This is a genomic window from Flavobacterium frigoris PS1 (assembly GCF_000252125.1).
Classification (GTDB): domain Bacteria; phylum Bacteroidota; class Bacteroidia; order Flavobacteriales; family Flavobacteriaceae; genus Flavobacterium; species Flavobacterium frigoris_A.
In genome coordinates, this window is record NZ_AHKF01000004.1 from 104,592 (window position 1) to 121,306 (window position 16,715).

General features: G+C 34.7%; 18 protein-coding genes, 1 tRNA gene and 1 other RNA gene. 13 read left to right on the plus strand and 7 right to left on the minus strand.

Annotated features, from left to right (window positions below):
• Positions 1–80: 80 nt before the first annotated feature.
• The 4 genes from HJ01_RS00590 to rny all read left to right on the plus strand — a co-directional run bounded on the left by HJ01_RS00590 (position 81) and on the right by rny (position 2,445).
• Positions 81–371, plus strand: a complete 291-nt coding sequence (locus HJ01_RS00590; RefSeq protein WP_007136295.1) for a hypothetical protein — start codon at positions 81–83, stop codon at positions 369–371.
• A gap of 8 nt (positions 372–379) precedes the next feature.
• On the plus strand, positions 380–673 hold the full coding sequence (locus tag HJ01_RS00595) for a cell division protein ZapA (protein WP_007136296.1): 294 nt from the start codon (positions 380–382) through the stop codon (positions 671–673).
• A gap of 51 nt (positions 674–724) precedes the next feature.
• Positions 725–833, plus strand: a non-coding RNA gene (gene ssrS, locus HJ01_RS17250) — 6S RNA.
• A gap of 49 nt (positions 834–882) precedes the next feature.
• Positions 883–2,445 carry a ribonuclease Y gene (rny, locus tag HJ01_RS00600; RefSeq protein WP_007136297.1) on the plus strand — a complete coding sequence of 521 codons (1,563 nt, stop codon included), beginning with the start codon at positions 883–885 and terminating at the stop codon, positions 2,443–2,445.
• A 107-nt stretch (positions 2,446–2,552) separates the two neighbouring features.
• On the opposite strand, the gene xerD is transcribed toward rny, so the two are convergent.
• A complete protein-coding gene (gene xerD, locus HJ01_RS00605) occupies positions 2,553–3,455 on the minus strand; it encodes a site-specific tyrosine recombinase XerD (protein WP_007136298.1) in 903 nt (300 codons plus the stop codon).
• A gap of 206 nt (positions 3,456–3,661) precedes the next feature.
• Between xerD and HJ01_RS00610 the strand changes: the two genes are divergently transcribed.
• Positions 3,662–4,204, plus strand: coding sequence for a porin family protein (locus tag HJ01_RS00610; protein ID WP_007136299.1), 543 nt, complete (start codon positions 3,662–3,664; stop codon positions 4,202–4,204).
• A gap of 75 nt (positions 4,205–4,279) precedes the next feature.
• A complete protein-coding gene (locus tag HJ01_RS00615) occupies positions 4,280–4,693 on the plus strand; it encodes a type II 3-dehydroquinate dehydratase (RefSeq protein ID WP_007136300.1) in 414 nt (137 codons plus the stop codon).
• Between the two features lie 84 nt (positions 4,694–4,777).
• Here the strand turns inward: HJ01_RS00615 and HJ01_RS00620 are convergent, their stop codons facing one another.
• The 4 genes from HJ01_RS00620 to HJ01_RS00635 all read right to left on the minus strand — a co-directional run bounded on the left by HJ01_RS00620 (position 4,778) and on the right by HJ01_RS00635 (position 8,257).
• Positions 4,778–5,653: a cation diffusion facilitator family transporter gene (locus tag HJ01_RS00620; RefSeq protein ID WP_007136301.1), complete on the minus strand. Its 876-nt coding sequence runs from the start codon at positions 5,651–5,653 to the stop codon at positions 4,778–4,780.
• Between the two features lie 93 nt (positions 5,654–5,746).
• Positions 5,747–7,060 (minus strand): UDP-N-acetylglucosamine 1-carboxyvinyltransferase, encoded by a 1,314-nt coding sequence (murA, locus tag HJ01_RS00625; RefSeq protein ID WP_007136302.1) that lies wholly within the window; start codon positions 7,058–7,060, stop codon positions 5,747–5,749.
• A 95-nt stretch (positions 7,061–7,155) separates the two neighbouring features.
• Entirely contained in the window at positions 7,156–7,878 is a 723-nt protein-coding gene (locus HJ01_RS00630; RefSeq protein ID WP_007136303.1) for a DUF4290 domain-containing protein, read from the minus strand.
• Positions 7,879–7,972: 94 nt separating this feature from the next.
• On the minus strand, positions 7,973–8,257 hold the full coding sequence (locus HJ01_RS00635; protein WP_007136304.1) for a DUF493 family protein: 285 nt from the start codon (positions 8,255–8,257) through the stop codon (positions 7,973–7,975).
• 120 nt (positions 8,258–8,377) lie between these two features.
• Here HJ01_RS00635 and HJ01_RS00640 point away from each other — a divergent pair, with 120 nt between their 5' ends.
• The 5 genes from HJ01_RS00640 (at position 8,378) to HJ01_RS00660 (ending at position 12,991) form a co-directional block, all read left to right on the plus strand.
• Entirely contained in the window at positions 8,378–8,947 is a 570-nt protein-coding gene (locus HJ01_RS00640) for an AAA family ATPase (RefSeq protein ID WP_007136305.1), read from the plus strand.
• A gap of 66 nt (positions 8,948–9,013) precedes the next feature.
• Complete coding sequence (locus tag HJ01_RS00645) at positions 9,014–10,906, plus strand: ATP-dependent DNA helicase RecQ (protein WP_007136306.1); 1,893 nt, start codon at positions 9,014–9,016, stop codon at positions 10,904–10,906.
• A 2-nt stretch (positions 10,907–10,908) separates the two neighbouring features.
• A complete protein-coding gene (fmt, locus tag HJ01_RS00650) occupies positions 10,909–11,856 on the plus strand; it encodes a methionyl-tRNA formyltransferase (RefSeq protein WP_007136307.1) in 948 nt (315 codons plus the stop codon).
• A 178-nt stretch (positions 11,857–12,034) separates the two neighbouring features.
• Positions 12,035–12,307, plus strand: a complete 273-nt coding sequence (locus tag HJ01_RS00655) for an HU family DNA-binding protein (protein ID WP_007136308.1) — start codon at positions 12,035–12,037, stop codon at positions 12,305–12,307.
• Between the two features lie 123 nt (positions 12,308–12,430).
• Positions 12,431–12,991, plus strand: coding sequence for a YqgE/AlgH family protein (locus HJ01_RS00660; protein WP_040473568.1), 561 nt, complete (start codon positions 12,431–12,433; stop codon positions 12,989–12,991).
• Here the strand turns inward: HJ01_RS00660 and HJ01_RS00665 are convergent.
• A complete protein-coding gene (locus tag HJ01_RS00665; protein WP_040473556.1) occupies positions 12,988–13,827 on the minus strand; it encodes an aminotransferase class IV in 840 nt (279 codons plus the stop codon). The two genes, HJ01_RS00660 and HJ01_RS00665, sit on opposite strands and share 4 nt — an antisense overlap.
• Before the next feature lie 54 nt (positions 13,828–13,881).
• Complete coding sequence (locus tag HJ01_RS00670) at positions 13,882–14,274, minus strand: START-like domain-containing protein (protein ID WP_007136311.1); 393 nt, start codon at positions 14,272–14,274, stop codon at positions 13,882–13,884.
• A 156-nt stretch (positions 14,275–14,430) separates the two neighbouring features.
• Between HJ01_RS00670 and HJ01_RS00675 the strand changes: the two genes are divergently transcribed.
• Together HJ01_RS00675 and HJ01_RS00680 are read left to right on the plus strand one after the other, a co-directional pair.
• Positions 14,431–14,504 (plus strand) — tRNA-Met (locus HJ01_RS00675).
• 685 nt (positions 14,505–15,189) lie between these two features.
• Entirely contained in the window at positions 15,190–16,569 is a 1,380-nt protein-coding gene (locus HJ01_RS00680) for an exonuclease domain-containing protein (RefSeq protein ID WP_007136313.1), read from the plus strand.
• Positions 16,570–16,715: the final 146 nt, after the last annotated feature.

Here is a 16,715-nt window from a genome sequence, read left to right on the forward strand (position 1 = left end):
TGATAAAAAAACAAATAAAATATTGTAATAATAAAAAGTAATACTAAATTTGTAATATTAAGTAATGAATAGGCTATAAAATGAGTGTAATTGCAGAAATAATTGATACTCTTGAAAATAAGATTGAAAAACTGATTATAAAAATAAAAAGTTTAGACAAAAGCAATCAAGATTTAAAGATCGAATTAACAAAATCTGCAACCATCATACAGACTCAATCAAATGAGATTGAAGCGTTAAAATCGCAGTATGAAACACTTAAGATTGCCAACTCACTACTAGGCAGTGACGATAATAAAAGAGATACAAAGTTAAAAATAAATTCTTTAATTCGTGAAATTGATTACTGTATAGCACAGCTATCTGATTAGTAAAAAATATGGACGATAAGCTTAAAATTAAAATATCAATTGCCGACAGAGTCTACCCGTTAACGGTTGAGCTGTCGCAGGAAGAAGGACTGCGAAGTGCTTCAAAAAAAATTGACGTAATGATGAAGCAATTTGAAGAAAATTACGCTGTACGTGACAAGCAAGATGTTTTAGCCATGTGTGCTTTACAATTTGCCTCCCAATCAGAACAAAAACAAATTGACAACTCTATTAATGGTGAAGAAACTATTGAAAGAATTAAAAAAATCAATGCGCTTTTAGATCAATATCTCGACAATTAAACGTTCTTTACAGAAACTAAGATACTGCCTACATTAGTTCACATTTGGTAAACTCAACACTAACATTTTAGAATGAGCAAATCATCACTACTAAAGCATGCCACGCTTCGGCGAGGAAACTTGAACAGTGAGTTAGCTCAAAACTTGTCTTTTCGAGTTTATACAAACAACTTAATGTAGGCTTTTTTTATATATAAATTTTAACAAACATGGACATAGTAACGATCATCATTTCAGGGATTATAGGTATAGCAGCGGGTTTCGGAATCGCAAAAATAATTGAAAAAAGCAATATCTCTAATTTAATTAAAAGTGCAAAAAAAGAAGCTTCATCTATTTTAAAAGACGCAAATCTTGAAGCTGAAAACATAAAAAAAGACAAAATTCTTCAAGCAAAAGAGAAATTTATTGAATTAAAATCAGAACACGAACAAGTAATTCTAAGTAGAGACAAAAAAGTCGCTGAAGTTGAAAAAAGAATAAGGGATAAGGAATCACAAGTTTCAAATGAATTATCTAAAGCTAAGAAAGTAAATGATGATTTTGAATCAAAAGCAGTTGAATATACTGCTAAAATCGAAATCCTAGACAAAAGACAATTAGAAGTTGACAAACTGCATAAAAGCCAATTACAACAACTTGAAGTAATATCTGGTTTATCAGCCGAAGACGCTAAAAACCAATTAGTAGAAGGACTGAAAGCAGAGGCTAAAACCGAAGCCATGTCTCATATACAGGACACAATTGAAGAAGCTAAATTAACAGCACAACAGGAAGCTAAAAAAATAATCATCAACACTATTCAAAGAGTTGGAACAGAAGAAGCAGTTGAAAACTGTGTATCTGTATTTAATATTGAATCAGATGATGTTAAAGGTAGAATCATTGGGCGTGAAGGAAGAAACATTAGAGCACTGGAAGCTGCTACTGGAGTTGAAATCATTGTTGATGACACACCTGAGGCAATTATACTTTCTTGCTTCGATCCTGTTCGTAGAGAAATTGCCCGTTTAGCACTACATAAATTAGTAACTGACGGACGTATTCACCCTGCACGTATTGAAGAAGTGGTTGCTAAAACTGCAAAACAAATTGACGACGAGATTATAGAGGTTGGTAAACGTACCGTTATAGATTTAGGAATTCATGGATTACATCCAGAATTAATAAAAGTAGTAGGACGCATGAAATACCGCTCTTCTTACGGACAAAACTTATTGCAACACTCCCGTGAAGTATCTAAACTTTGTGGAATCATGGCCGCTGAATTAGGTCTGAATGTTAAACTGGCTAAAAGAGCAGGTTTATTGCACGATATTGGAAAAGTACCTGATGCAGAAAGTGATTTACCTCACGCATTATTAGGAATGCAATGGGCTGAAAAATATGGCGAAAAAGAAGAAGTTTGCAACGCCATTGGAGCTCACCATGATGAAATAGAAATGAAATCTTTATTATCTCCAATTGTACAGGTTTGTGATGCCATATCAGGCGCTAGACCAGGTGCAAGAAGACAAGTATTAGATTCTTACATACAGCGTCTAAAAGATCTGGAAGAAGTAGCTTACGGATTTAATGGTGTAAAAAACGCTTACGCAATCCAAGCAGGAAGAGAACTTCGTGTTATTGTAGAAAGCGAAAAAGTTTCTGATGATAATGCTGCAACTTTATCTTTTGAGATTTCACAAAAAATTCAAACTGAAATGACTTATCCTGGTCAGGTTAAAGTAACTGTAATTAGAGAAACAAGAGCGGTAAATATCGCTAAGTAATTCTTATATCAACAATAAATATAAAAGCCTTGTTAATTGAAAAATTGACAAGGCTTTTTTTATGCCCTATATGTTTAACCGCAAAAATTATAATTTAAAGCTCCTTATTAAATACTCTTTCTAGGATGAAACGTATTAATTACTTCAGATAAAAACTTCCTATCAAGGTGCAAGTAAATCTCAGTAGTAGTAATAGATTCATGTCCGAGCATTAATTGAATTGAACGCAAGTCAGCACCATTTTCTAGAAGATGTGTGGCAAAAGAATGACGAAAAGTATGCGGGCTAATTTTCTTATTCAATTCTATTTTGATAGCCAAATCTTTTATGATAGTAAAAATCATAGCCCTCGTGAGCTGCCCTCCTCTCCTATTTAAAAATAAAGTATCACCAAACTCCTTTTTTATATTCAGATGCACTCTCATACTATCTTTGTAAATGTGAATGTATTTCTGCGCCGCTCTTCCAATGGGTACAAACCGATCTTTATTTCCTTTACCAATGACTTTGACAAAACCTTCATCAAAAAATAAATCAGAGATTTTCAACGACACCAATTCCGTAACTCGTAGTCCGCAACCATACAGAGTTTCAAGCATAGCTCGATTACGCTCTCCCTCGTTTGAAGTTAAATCTATAGCCGAAATAAGTCTGTCAATTTCATCAACTGACAAGATATCTGGCAATTTCCTTCCGGTTTTGGGTGTTTCTATCAGCTCTAAGGGATTGTCAAGGCGATAATCTTCGAATATCAAATACCCAAAAAAGCTTTTGAGACCTGATATTATTCTGGCCTGCGAACGGGCATTGACCTGCGTAGAAACTGAATATACAAATTGCTGTAATGTCTCTTCGCTAATTTTAATTGGCGAGACTTCAATTCCATTTGTAGCCAAGAAAAGACACAATCTCTCAATATCAAAAGAATAATTTTCGATAGTATTCTTAGACAGACCGCGTTCTATTTTCAAATACGACTGATAACTCTTAATATAGGAATTCCAATTCATAAATACAAAGTAACGCTATTTTACGACATAAAAAAACTGCACAAAACCGGAAAACCAACTAAGCTTGAAACACAAAAACATTACTATAGTAAAAAACAACGATGTGATAATTCTTATACAAAATCGAAGAATATTACAATGACTATTAAACAAAAGAGTTATAAATTGCCTCCTATAAATAGACAATAATATTAAAAAAATAAATTATGAAAAAATCAATTATGATTGGGCTTTTTTTCTTAGCCCTAACGACTACTGCACAAGCACAATTAGTTAAATTTGGAGTTAAAGCCGGGGTAAATTATGCCAATTTAGAAGGTACAGATATTCAAACAGACGCGATAACAAGTTATCATGCTGGACTAGTTGCTGAATTAAAACTGACAGATGGTTTCTCAGTACAACCTGAATTACTCTACTCTACACAAGGTGCCACCTACAAAAATGCTGGTACAGAGTTTAAAAATGAATTAGGCTACTTATCTATCCCAGTTTTAGCAAAGATTCATTTAAATAAAACAGTGAGTCTTGACCTAGGACCACAAGCCTCATTTTTATTAAGTGAAAGAAATGCTTTTAATTTAAATGACGCAGAAACTTTTGAATTTGCAGCTGTAGGAGGTTTAGGAATAAACCTAACAAAGAACATTTTCATACAAGGTCGATATGTATTAGGCCTTACAGAAGTATCAAAAGATGCTAAATCAAAAAATTCAGTATTCCAACTTTCTGCTGGATTTACATTTTAGAAATCACAAAAACTAATTTTATCAAAACCGTTCTTTAATTGGAACGGTTTTTTTATTTTTACAAAAACATCAAATATGAAAATTGCTATTATTAATGGTCCAAACCTGAATCTTTTAGGCAAACGCGAACCAGAAGTATACGGAAATCAAACTTTCGAAGAATACCTCACTAGCTTAAAACTTAAATTTCCAGCCATAGAATTCGTTTACTTCCAAAGTAATATTGAAGGGGAATTAATTGACAAAATCCAGGAATTTGGCTTTTCATATGATGGGATAATCCTCAACGCGGGAGCTTACACTCACACCTCAGTTGGGATTGGTGATGCAGTCAAAGCCATAATTAGCCCAGTAGTTGAAGTTCATATTTCAAATACTTTTTCCCGTGAAAGTTTCAGACATCAATCCTACATTTCAGGTAATGCTAAAGGTGTCATACTTGGCTTCGGACTGAAAAGCTATGACTTAGCAATAGTATCTTTTTTATAAGATCAATTCGTACTATTACTATATAAAAAACGAGTGTAATTTCAAAAATCGCACTCGTTTTTATTAAACACATAATCACCTAAACTAACTATAATTATCTGGTTCTACATGTATCAAAACGTGACCTAACTCTGGAATTTCTTTGCGCAATGTATCTTTTAATTTATGTGCTAAATCGTGTCCCTCCTTAACCGATATATTAGCATCAACAATGGCATGAAGATCTACATGGTATTTCATTCCTGCCTTACGAATAAAACACTTTTCTGTATCCTTAATACCCTCTACCTGATAAGATACTCTTCTTATTTCTTCAATTAAGTCATCATTTAAATGCTCATCCATGATTTCGCCTAGAGCTGGTCTAAAAATCAAATAACTGTTGTAAAGAATAAATCCCGAGGCAAAAAGTGCAGCCCAATCGTCAGCTGATTCGTAACCACTCCCCAAAATTAACGCAATAGATATACCTATAAACGCAGCGACAGAAGTTATTGCATCGCTACGATGGTGCCAAGCATCAGCCCTTAGCGAAGAGCTATTTGTTTCTATACTTCTTTTCATCACTAAGCGAAAGGAATATTCCTTCCAAATAATTATCGCACCAAGAACAAAAAGGGTCCAAGACTTAGGCAAATCGTGTGGACTTTGTATATTAATAATGCTTTCATAAGCAATTATTGTAGCAGAAGTAATTAAAAAACCTACCACTAGAAAAGTGACTAACGGTTCGGCACGACCGTGTCCATAAGGGTGATTTTTATCTGCAGGCTTATTTGAATATTTAATTCCAAATAATACTAAGAACGAGGCAAATATGTCTGTTGTTGATTCGATGGCATCAGCAATCAAGGCATATGAATTACCAAAAACACCTGCAAAACCTTTAATAATAGCTAAACAGGTATTTCCTACAATACTAAAGTAAGTCGCTTTTATCGCTTTCTTTTCGTGTGACATGTTGTATTAAAATTAAAAAAATCGTTTAAACAAATCTCTTTGATGAATGCTAAAAGATTTATTTAAACGATTTACTAGTATGACTTATTTGCTTTATTCTACACGAACGATATTCGCTCCAATTGCTCTTAGTCGTTCATCAATTCTTTCATAACCGCGATCTATTTGTTCTATGTTTTGAATAGTACTAGTCCCTTTTGCAGAAAGCGCAGCAATCAACAACGAAATACCTGCACGAATATCTGGGGAAGACATAGTAGTGGCTTTTAATTGCGATTGAAAATCATGTCCCATAACCACTGCTCTGTGCGGATCACATAACATTATTTTCGCACCCATATCTATTAACTTATCCACGAAGAACAGACGACTTTCAAACATTTTTTGATGTATCAACACATCCCCTTTTGCTTGGGTTGCCACAACCAAAACAATACTCAACAAATCAGGTGTAAAACCTGGCCAAGGAGCATCTGCTACAGTAAGAATAGAACCGTCAATATCTGTTTTGATCTCATATCCATCTACATGAGATGGGATATATATATCATCTCCTCTGCGTTCTAATGTAATTCCTAATTTTCTAAAAGTATTAGGTATAACCCCTAAGTTGTCCCAGCTTACATCTTTAATTGTAATTTCACTTTTTGTCATCGCAGCCAATCCAATCCAGCTACCAATTTCAATCATGTCAGGCAGAATTCTGTGCTCACAACCACCTAAACTTTCTACTCCTTCAATAGTTAATAAATTAGAGCCAACACCTGTTATCTTAGCTCCCATGGAGTTTAGCATTTTACAAAGTTGCTGTAAATAAGGCTCACAAGCAGCATTATAAACGGTCGTTTTTCCTTTTGCCAAAACTGCAGCCATAACAATATTAGCAGTTCCAGTTACTGAAGCCTCATCTAATAGCATGTTAGCTCCCTTTAAACCTTTTGGTGCCTCAACTCCATAAAAATGGTCTTCTCTATTGTAGCGGAATTTCGCGCCTAAATTGATAAAGCCTTCAAAATGAGTATCTAATCTTCTTCTTCCTATTTTATCTCCACCTGGCTTTGGAATATATCCTTTTCCGAAACGAGCCAAAAGTGGACCAACAATCATAATAGAACCACGTAATGAGCCTCCTTCTTTTTTAAATCCTTCCGTTTCTAAATAACCAACATTTACGTCATCTGCTTGAAAACTGTATGAACCGGGCGCATTTTTTTGAATTTTTACTCCCAAATTTTCTAATAATGTAAGTAACTTATTGATATCAATAATATCAGGAATATTGTTGATTGTTACTTTTTCAGGAGTTAAAAGTACCGCACACAAAATTTGTAGCGCTTCATTTTTCGCTCCTTGTGGAGTGATTTCTCCTTTTAGACGAATACCTCCTTCTATTTTGAAAATTCCCATATGATTTTATTAAGTTTTGAAGATTTTTAACCGTGAAGTCTGCGAGATTACAAAAGACAATTTGCTTTTCTCGAGAACATGACAACCCGATATATCTATTTCTGATTATTATTGTTTTTTTGAAAAGGTTTTGATTTACCTGTTTTAAGATTTTTATTGCTTTGGATTTTTGGTTGTCCGACCGGCGCAATTTTGTTAGATATACGCTTATTAGTGCGAAGCAAATCTGTGGTGTTCAAAAGCGTTTCTGTACTGTCAACCATATTTAATTTACCATCAGACAATTCATATAAATGTTCATAAATAACATCATCTTTCACGGTATCCTTGTTCCAACTCAGGTAGGACTTTTTCATGTGATTTGCGATCACTTTAACCAAAGCGTTTTTCATATCTCCGTCATCCCATTTATTGGCTACGTCGATCATGTACTTTATATTGTTTCCGTAATATCTGTATTTTGGAAAATTTTGCGGGTATTTTAATACATCCGGTTTAAGTTGTAACACTTCTCGAGATGGTATTGGATATGGAGACTCAACTTCCAATCTAAAATCAGACATAATAAAGAGCTGATCCCACAATTTGTGCTGAAAATCAAGAACGTCACGTAAATGAGGATTCAAACTTCCCATTACTTGAATGATATACTTTGCTGCTTTATTTCGCTCTTCGACATCTTCAATAGCAATTGCTTGCTCGATAAGTTTCTGTAAATGACGCCCATACTCTGGAATAATCAAATGCGATCTTTCAGCATTATATTCCAAATGATGAACGACATCGTTCGCGTTTTCTTTTTTGTATTTTGAATTCATAGTTGAATTTAATTTTATATTCTAAATAGTATAGGCGTGATGATGCTAGAACAAATCTAAAGTTTGTTTTATCCTCAAATATCCTATCCCATATTTATAGTGAAATAATACCCTTAATAGTAGAAACTTCCTGGTATTTATCAATTACTTCTTGAGCATCCTTAACCTGAACATCGATTGAAACGCTTGTGAATTTTCCGGTTTTGGATTTTGTTGTTTTGATAACAGCACCCATACAGTCAAAAGCCAATTCAACGCGCTTTACATTATCACTTTCAGTTGGCACAATAAATTTAAACAAGTACAAAGCGGGCCAGGTATTGCTCATATCCAACTCCACTTTTAATCTCTCATAAAATTCTTCAGTATTCTTATCCATTTTATATTTAAAAATAATAGCAAATATACGGTTTCAAATGTAAATTATGAATTATGGAATATTAATTTTTATGGAAAAGGATTATTTTAATGACAATCATTTTTTCAAATTCCAATTAGTTTGAGTAAGTTTGCGCCTTATTTCAAAAAAGTGCAAAAAGAAATCATAATAATTATCGGCGGACCGGGAACAGGTAAAAGTACCATAATCGACGGATTGATAGCAAAAGGTTTTTGTTGCTATCCTGAAATTTCTAGAGAAGTTACTTTAGAGGCAAAGAAACAAGGAATTGAGCAATTATTTCTTAAAAAACCTTTACTGTTTAGCGAACTACTATTAGAAGGAAGAAAAAAACAGTTCGAAAACGCTCAAAATGAGCCACATGAAATCGTTTTTATAGACCGTGGAATCCCCGATGTATTGGCTTATATGCACTATATTGGAGATAGCTACCCTGCTTCTTTTGACACTATTTGTCGAGAACATATTTATTCTAAAATCTTCATTCTTCCGCCTTGGGAAGAGATTTATATAAGCGACGAAGCCCGTTACGAAAATTATGAACAGGCTAAATTGATTCAAAATCACCTTGTTGAAACTTACGAAGGTTATGGCTATAATCTTATAGAAGTCCCAAAAGACACCGTAGCTAACCGAATTCTTTTTATATTAGACAAAATTTCTAGGTAATTTTGAATTTTGAATTTTGAATTACGGAACAGAAATTGATAATTCGAAATTTGCAATTCAAAATTGATGTCTGAAGCATTACAAATTCTACAAAAATACTGGAACCACAATTCCTTCCGGTCGCTGCAAAATGAAATCATTGATTCCGTTTTAAGCGGTGAGGACACTTTTGCTTTAATGCCAACTGGCGGTGGAAAATCCGTCTGCTTCCAGATTCCTGCCATGATGAACGAAGGCATTTGCTTAGTCATTTCGCCATTAGTTGCGTTAATGAAAGACCAGGTTGCTAATTTGCAAAAGCGAAACATCAAAGCAATCGCATTGACCGGCGGAATACGTTCTGATGAGATGATCGACCTCTTGGACAATTGTCAATTTGGGAATTATAAATTCCTATACCTTTCTCCGGAACGCCTGCAATCAGATTGGATTTTAGAAAGGATAAAAAACCTACCCATCAATTTAATAACCATCGATGAAGCACATTGTGTTTCGCAATGGGGACATGATTTCCGACCTGCCTATTTAAAAATTTCCAATTTAAAGACCTATTTCCCAAAAGTCCCTTTTTTAGCTTTAACCGCAACTGCAACACCAGAAGTTAAGGTAGACATCATCAATGAATTGGGATTAAATGAACCTCGAATTTTCGAAAAGTCATTTGCTAGAAAAAATATCGCTTATATGGTTTTTGAGGTAGAAGATAAACTCTTTCGAATAGAACAAATATTAAGAAAAAACCCTCAATCCTCCATTATATATGTACGAAACCGTAAATCATGCTTGGAAATTTCCTCCCAATTACAATCATTAGGATTTAAATCCACTTATTACCATGGTGGGCTCAGCTCCAAAGAAAAAGATAAAAACATGCAATCCTGGATGCAGGATAAAGCTCAGGTTATTGTTGCCACAAATGCTTTTGGAATGGGAATTGACAAAGCAGATGTAAAGACGGTGATACACATTCAGCTACCAGAAAATCTAGAGAACTATTACCAAGAAGCTGGGCGTTCTGGTCGAAATGGCGAAAAAGCATTTGCCGTATTATTAACCAGCCCTTCTGACATTCTACAAGTAGAAAGTCAGTTTATCCATGTACTTCCCGACAAAAAATTCTTGAATGAAATATTCATTAAACTATGCAATTTTTTCCAAATCGCATACGGAGAAGGCATCGACGAAAAATTTTCTTTTAATTTAAATCAGTTTTGTCTGAAATATAAATTCCCTGTTTTAAGAACTTACAATGCGATGCAATTTCTAGATAGACAAGGAGTCATTACATTATCCCAAGAATTCTCTGAAAAAATTAGCTTGCAATTCATCATCCCTTCAAAAGAAGTGATGCGCTATATGAGTTTAAATCCTAATGACGAAGAAATTGTTTTAGCCATACTCAGAACCTATCCAGGAATTTACGATATAGAAACCGCATTTAACTTACCGTTTATAGCTAAAAAATCAAATCATACTGAAACTCAAGTACAGACCGTTTTACAAAAACTAAAAGAACGGAATATTGTAGAATACCATTCTAAAAATAATGATGCATCCCTGATTTTTAATGAAATACGCGAGGACGAAAGAACAATAAGTAGGGTTTCAAAATACCTAGAAAATCAAAATCAACTAAAAAAAGAAAAACTTAAGTCAGTTTTACATTATATCAGCGAGCAAAACGTATGCAAGAGCAAATTGATCTTAAATTATTTTGGCGAAAAAACAACTGATGATTGCGGCATTTGTTCCTATTGTATTGCTCAAAAAAATATAAAAACAGATACAATAAAACTTTCGAAAAAAATTATTGCCCTATTAAAAATAGAGGAGTTAAATTCAAGAGAGATCGAAAACAGGACAAAGAATACCTCACATGATGTTATCTTTGCCATACAACAGCTATTAGAACATGAATTTATAATAGTACAACCAAACAATAAATATACCTTAAAATAATAATGGAAAAATTACGAATTGTATTTATGGGAACACCTGAATTTGCGGTCGGTATTCTAGACACCATAATTAAAAACGACTATAATGTTGTCGGCGTCATTACAGCGGCCGACAAACCAGCAGGTCGCGGACAAAAACTAAAGTATTCCGCTATTAAAGAATATGCTTTGGCCAATAACCTAAACTTGTTGCAACCCACTAACCTAAAGGAAGAATCTTTCCTTCAGGAATTAAAATCGCTAAATGCCAATTTACAAATAGTGGTAGCCTTTAGAATGTTGCCAAAAGTGGTCTGGGAAATGCCAAAACTAGGAACCTTTAACCTCCACGCTTCACTCCTACCCAATTATCGTGGTGCAGCACCCATAAACTGGGCCATTATTAATGGCGAAACAAAAACTGGCGTTACTACTTTTTTTATTGATGACAAAATTGACACGGGCGCCATAATCCTGAGTTCAGAAACTACCATTGATCCAAATGAAAATGCTGGCCATCTTCACGACAGACTTATGTATTTAGGTAGCGAGGCCGTTGTAAAGACCCTAGAGTTAATTGAACAAGGAAATGCGAGCACTACTATACAAACAGACCCACCCGAAATAAAAACAGCATACAAATTAAACAAAGACAATTGTAAAATAGACTGGACTAAATCAGCTTCGGAAATTAATAATCTAATACGAGGACTAAGCCCGTATCCAGCTGCCTGGTGTTTCTTTTCTGATAAAAATGAAGATTGGAACGTTAAGATTTACGAGGCAAAAGTGATCGTAGAAGAACACAACTTAGCTAACGGAAGTCTCCTTTGTACCAAAAAGGAAATGAAAATTGCAGTGGAAAATGGCTACATCCAAATTTTAAGTTTACAATTTCCAGGCAAAAAGAAGATGACAACATCCGAATTATTAAATGGAATCTCTTTTTCTGAGCTCGCGAAAGCGCACTAACACTACTAAAAACGGGGCTTTTTTACGAATCATTAGAAAAAACCTTTGTTTTATGAACAAAAAAAATAAGTTATCAACAAAACAGAGTAAAATAAAAGAAAACACTTGTGAGGTAGGGATTTCCTGCTAAATTTGTGTATTAACAATTATTTTTAACCAACAATTAATAACTATTATTATGAACAAATCAGAATTAATCGATGCTATCGCTGCTGATGCAGGAATTACAAAAGCAGCTGCAAAGTTAGCTTTAGAGTCATTTTTAGGAAACGTAAGCGGTACTTTGAAAAAAGGTGGCAGAGTTTCTTTAGTAGGTTTTGGATCATGGTCAGTTTCAGCTAGAGCTGCAAGAGACGGTAGAAATCCTCAAACAGGAAAAACAATTCAAATCGCTGCTAAAAATGTTGTGAAATTCAAAGCTGGTGCTGAATTAGAAGGTGCAGTAAACTAATTTTAAGTTTTAAAACCTAATATAATAAAAACCTTCCTGATGGAAGGTTTTTTTATACATTTAAACGATTTAATTTGGTTATATTTTAATTTTATTCTTAAATTTATTAGAAAAAGCAGCATTATGATTTCAGAAAAACTAATAAAAGGACAACTACTTATAGCAGAGCCTTCTATAATCGGAGATCTATCATTTAACAGATCTGTGATTTTATTGGCTGACCATGATAAGGATGGATCGGTGGGTTTTATCATAAATAAACCATTGAAGTATACCATTCATGATTTGCTACCAGAGATTAATGCTAGGTTTAAAATTTACAATGGAGGACCTGTCGAACAGGATAACCTCTATTTTATCCATAACATTCCTGAATTGATTCCAAACAGCATTGAAATTTCGAATGGAATATATTGGGGTGGTGATTTTGAAAGCACAAAAGGGCTTATAAACAACGGTAAAATAAACAAGGAAAATATCCGTTTTTTTCTGGGCTACACTGGCTGGAATGAACAGCAATTAGAGTCCGAAATGAATGATAATTCATGGATTATTGCTCCAAATAGCTATAAAAACAAAATTATAGGAAAATCTAGTACTCACTTTTGGAAAGAACAAATTATTGAATTAGGTGGCGACTATCTTATTTGGTCGAATGCGCCTGAAAACCCCTATTTAAACTAAATAGCGGTTACAATTTCATTTAATTTTCCCAATAAATCCTTTGATATAACTGCATCAAAGCTCTTTTTCCTATACTTCGTGATTGGTTGAATTCCCTTAATCACGTTTGTGATAAACAACTCATCGGCTTTCTGTAGGTCAAACGGAGAAATCACCTCTTCTACAACTTCTAGAGAACCCATGTTTTTGGCTATTTCCAGAATTTGCTTCCTCATAACTCCATTTAGGCAACCTTCTGATATAGGAGGTGTAATCAATTTATTCCCCATCAGCATAAAAATATTCCCTTGAATCGCTTCAACAACATTTTTGCTGTCATTTAACAACAAACAATTGTTTAGTCCATTTTCATTTGCAAAAATACTTGCTGTAATATTTAATATTCTATTTGTAGTTTTTATTGATGACAGCAGCTGCTTCGTAACATAAAAATCTTTAAACAGATCTACTTCATATTCCTGATCTGCGATTGCATATAAAGCGTTTTCTATACCTACTACATGGATTAAAAAGGATATTTCGTTAGTTTCCGGTAAATAGTACCCTCCATCATTTCTAAAAATAGTAATTCTGGCACGACAGGAATTTGAAAAGGCATTATCAATTGCCAAAGACAGCAATTGTTCTTCAAAATATTCCATGGTAAAGTTCATTGGAATTTCCATCCTAATAACGCGCATCGATGCCATTAGTCTGAAATAGTGATCTTCTAAAAACAGGATTTTAGAATTTACAATCTTAACCGTCTCAAAAACGGCATCGCCATATAAAAAAGCACGATTCTGCGTCAACACATTTGTATCTTGAGATACTATAGTCCCATTAAAATTAATCATAAAAAAGCCCTGAATTTTGTTCAAGGCAAAGGTAAGTTATAAAATACAATTTTACTATACAGATCCAATTAGATGTTTAAGATCCGAAATTTGGTTTTCCCATAATAATGAAGCCTCATCAACCTCATCTTCATCGGCAAAATCCACTACCATTAGAGAAACATCTTTTGTTAGCTCATCAACTAAAATATGAAGCTCGAAAAAATACTCGGTATCCTTTCCATTACCGTCCACCCATTTGAATTTCACTTTTTCACCTGATTTTTTAGAAGCAAGTCTCGCTTTCTCCTCCGAATCATTCCAAATAAAAGTAAAAAATTCACCGCGTGAATTCACATTATCCGCAAACCATTCGGATAAACCAGAAGGAGTTGAAATGTACTGATACAATAATTGCGGAGATGAATTGATGGGGAACTCTATTTCGTAACGTACTTTTTGATCCATGAGCTACATTTATTTTTTTTCTCGAATATATAGAATATAATGCCTAAAAAAAAACCTTTTATAAAATATTTTTTTTTATTTCAAATTAGCTTGCACACTGAAATATAATTTTTATATTTGCACCCGCGTTCAGGGACGGTTATCCTTAGAACATTTGGCGAGGTAGCTCAGTCGGTTAGAGCGCAGGATTCATAACCCTGAGGTCACGGGTTCAAATCCCGTCCTCGCTACACACAAACCCTTAAACAGCAATTGTTTAAGGGTTTTTTATTGGAATTAAATCCTCACTCCGTGAGGAATTTGAGTGAGGAATTTAAAACAACAACAACGTACAACCCTCATAATGTTAACAATACATAACCAGACCTCAAGTCCAGCCCAACTCGTCCTTTTTTTTCAAAGGAAAAACATAACAAAATTCTGCTGCGTTGTTTTAATGCATTTGTAGAAAAAAGTACTACAGTTTTAAAGTAATACACTTTAACTGATGTTATCGGAAAATAAAGACTTACCTATTTTGTTATAATTTGTAACAAAAAATACAATAAAATTTGTTGTAATCTATACTAATTTTGTAACCTATAGAACAGAAAAGAAGATGGAAAGAGCAATTGTACATATGGATTTGGATACTTTTTTTGTGTCCTGCGATAGACTGGGGAATTCAAAACTGGAGGGTCTACCTTTGATTAATGCAGGCTGCAATCATGGCAAGATTAAGTGCACCAACAAATTCGGGAAGATCTCAGCATAATCCATCGGTACCGTATCTACAGGAACATGAAATTAACCTGCCAAGGCATAAAATGGAAGTGGGCGCAAAAAAAGAGTCTTTTTGACTCTTTTTGGGAAAGGCGGCAGCGCTTTTTTAAAATTTTGCACAAGAATAACAATACAGTTCACGTTATATAACAAATGAAAAAACAGGAATACGCAATAGTAGATATAGAAACCACAGGCGGGAATGCCAGTGGCAGTAGCATTACAGAAATTGCCATTATAATCCATAACGGAACTAACATAATCGACCGCTGGGAAACCCTCGTCAACCCAGAAAAGGAAATACCGCTTGCCATTTTTTCACTCACGGGCATTAAAAATGAAATGGTACGTGATGCACCTATTTTTGATGCTATTTCTGAAAAGGTTTTAGAAATGCTTACCGGACGCATTTTCGTTGCACATAATGTCAACTTTGATTATTCGTTTGTTCGCCACCAACTCGAAGCAAGCGGATTCAAATGGACTGCGCCAAAATTGTGTACCGTTCGCGCCGCAAGAAAGATTAAATCCGGATTAGATTCGTACAGCTTGGGAAAACTTTGCCACTCGCTAGATATCCCTTTGATAAACCAACACCGTGCCGGTGGTGATGCCGATGCCACAGCCATATTGTTTTCACGTTTACTGGAATGGGACGTCGAAGGCGTAATCAAAAAAATGATAAAAAAGACGGCACAAGACCAGCGCTTACCCCCTAACCTACCGCCTGCTGATTTTGAGCAATTACCTGAAAAAGTAGGTGTGTATTATTTTTATGATCAGACAAGGAAAGTCATTTACGTAGGAAAGGCTATCAACGTAAAAAAACGGGTAGCCTCCCATTTCAGTGGACATAATATCACGCCACAAAGGCAAAATTTCCTGAGAGACATACACAGTATTTCCTTTGAAATATGTGCTACCGAATTAATGGCGCTATTGCTTGAGTGTAGCGAAATCAAAAAGCTCTGGCCCACCTACAACAGGGCACTCAAACGCTTTGACCCTAAATATGGACTTTATGAATATGAAGCCCGTAATGGATATCGGTATTTGGCAATCGGAAAACTGGGGAAATTTCAGGCGGGTATTGAATCTTTCAATAGCTTGTATAAAGGCATCAATATATTGCGCAGTCTGGCTGAACAATTTGGCATTGATAACCGATTCTGTAACTACGGCATGGACGACCACGGAGAATTCATCCCAAAACCGGATCGGGACAATTTACCCGCAGTGGAACAACACAACGAGCAAGTCGAAAATGCCATTGCTTTTTTAGTAAAAAACAGGCCAAGCTTTGCCATCATAGACAAAGGCAGAGCTGCTGAAGAACGCAGTTGCATTTGGGTTGAAAACGGTCACTTTTATGGCATGGGATATATCGCATCGGATATTGGTTTTACGGATCCCTCAGAGATAAAGGATCATGTTACTCCCTACAAAAGCAACCAATACATTGTGGATTTAATCCTTTCTTATGCTGATAAATATCCGGGCAAAGTTCTTTTTAAACAAAACGAGAAGGAATGATAATTCATTTCAATTACATCTAAATAAATTAACGTCGTCGAATTTACTTCCTCAATCGCTACGCTCGTGTTATTTCCAGTTGAACCCGAGGTACTTAAGTTTTATTTTAAACCCCATCCAGAATAATACCGTCTAGCGTTCACCCG

Coding starts and splice junctions, on each gene's coding strand:
- HJ01_RS00590 (WP_007136295.1), top strand. CDS start 81: ATGAGTGTAATTGCAGAAATAATTGATACTCTTGAAAATAAGATTGAA.
- HJ01_RS00595 (WP_007136296.1), top strand. CDS start 380: ATGGACGATAAGCTTAAAATTAAAATATCAATTGCCGACAGAGTCTAC.
- rny (WP_007136297.1), top strand. CDS start 883: ATGGACATAGTAACGATCATCATTTCAGGGATTATAGGTATAGCAGCG.
- xerD (WP_007136298.1), bottom strand. CDS start 3,455: ATGAATTGGAATTCCTATATTAAGAGTTATCAGTCGTATTTGAAAATA.
- HJ01_RS00610 (WP_007136299.1), top strand. CDS start 3,662: ATGAAAAAATCAATTATGATTGGGCTTTTTTTCTTAGCCCTAACGACT.
- HJ01_RS00615 (WP_007136300.1), top strand. CDS start 4,280: ATGAAAATTGCTATTATTAATGGTCCAAACCTGAATCTTTTAGGCAAA.
- HJ01_RS00620 (WP_007136301.1), bottom strand. CDS start 5,653: ATGTCACACGAAAAGAAAGCGATAAAAGCGACTTACTTTAGTATTGTA.
- murA (WP_007136302.1), bottom strand. CDS start 7,060: ATGGGAATTTTCAAAATAGAAGGAGGTATTCGTCTAAAAGGAGAAATC.
- HJ01_RS00630 (WP_007136303.1), bottom strand. CDS start 7,878: ATGAATTCAAAATACAAAAAAGAAAACGCGAACGATGTCGTTCATCAT.
- HJ01_RS00635 (WP_007136304.1), bottom strand. CDS start 8,257: ATGGATAAGAATACTGAAGAATTTTATGAGAGATTAAAAGTGGAGTTG.
- HJ01_RS00645 (WP_007136306.1), top strand. CDS start 9,014: ATGTCTGAAGCATTACAAATTCTACAAAAATACTGGAACCACAATTCC.
- fmt (WP_007136307.1), top strand. CDS start 10,909: ATGGAAAAATTACGAATTGTATTTATGGGAACACCTGAATTTGCGGTC.
- HJ01_RS00655 (WP_007136308.1), top strand. CDS start 12,035: ATGAACAAATCAGAATTAATCGATGCTATCGCTGCTGATGCAGGAATT.
- HJ01_RS00660 (WP_040473568.1), top strand. CDS start 12,431: ATGATTTCAGAAAAACTAATAAAAGGACAACTACTTATAGCAGAGCCT.
- HJ01_RS00665 (WP_040473556.1), bottom strand. CDS start 13,827: ATGATTAATTTTAATGGGACTATAGTATCTCAAGATACAAATGTGTTG.
- HJ01_RS00670 (WP_007136311.1), bottom strand. CDS start 14,274: ATGGATCAAAAAGTACGTTACGAAATAGAGTTCCCCATCAATTCATCT.
- HJ01_RS00680 (WP_007136313.1), top strand. CDS start 15,190: ATGAAAAAACAGGAATACGCAATAGTAGATATAGAAACCACAGGCGGG.